The organism is Fulvivirga kasyanovii, from assembly GCF_009711405.1.
GTDB classification, from domain to species: Bacteria; Bacteroidota; Bacteroidia; order Cytophagales; family Cyclobacteriaceae; genus Fulvivirga; species Fulvivirga kasyanovii.
In genome coordinates this window covers 1-311 of sequence record NZ_SMLW01000042.1, presented here as the reverse complement: position 1 = coordinate 311, position 311 = coordinate 1, and the positions used below count along the sequence as shown (strand labels likewise).

The window sequence follows — 311 nt, the reverse complement described above, 5'->3', positions numbered from 1 at the left end:
ATCGGCATGTCTCCCTCAAGGGAGAAGTTTTAGTATGTACGCATTAGCTCGTAAGTGGGGTGGTTTTAGCAGGTGCTTCCAGTTCGGGATTCCGGATATTTCTCTGCTACTCCGCGAAAATTCCGGGAAGACATGGTATAATCACCTGTCTCCAATAACCCGTCATTCCAGAATTTTCGTTATAAAATGTGATTTCATGACTGCGCTTAAAGAAAATATCTGGAATCTCCCGGATCATGGCAGGGTCAAAACCTTCTGAGGAACATTTATACGCACTTTTGGGTTGATAAATTTAATGATAGCTTACATAG

General features: G+C 42.1%; 1 protein-coding gene. It reads left to right on the top strand.

Annotated elements, in window-relative coordinates; genetic code table 11:
- The coding region (locus tag E1163_RS30800) for a hypothetical protein (RefSeq protein ID WP_221417847.1) at nucleotides 1-259 on the top strand (259 nt) is incomplete at its 5' end.
- Between the last annotated feature and the right edge of the window lie 52 nt (nucleotides 260-311).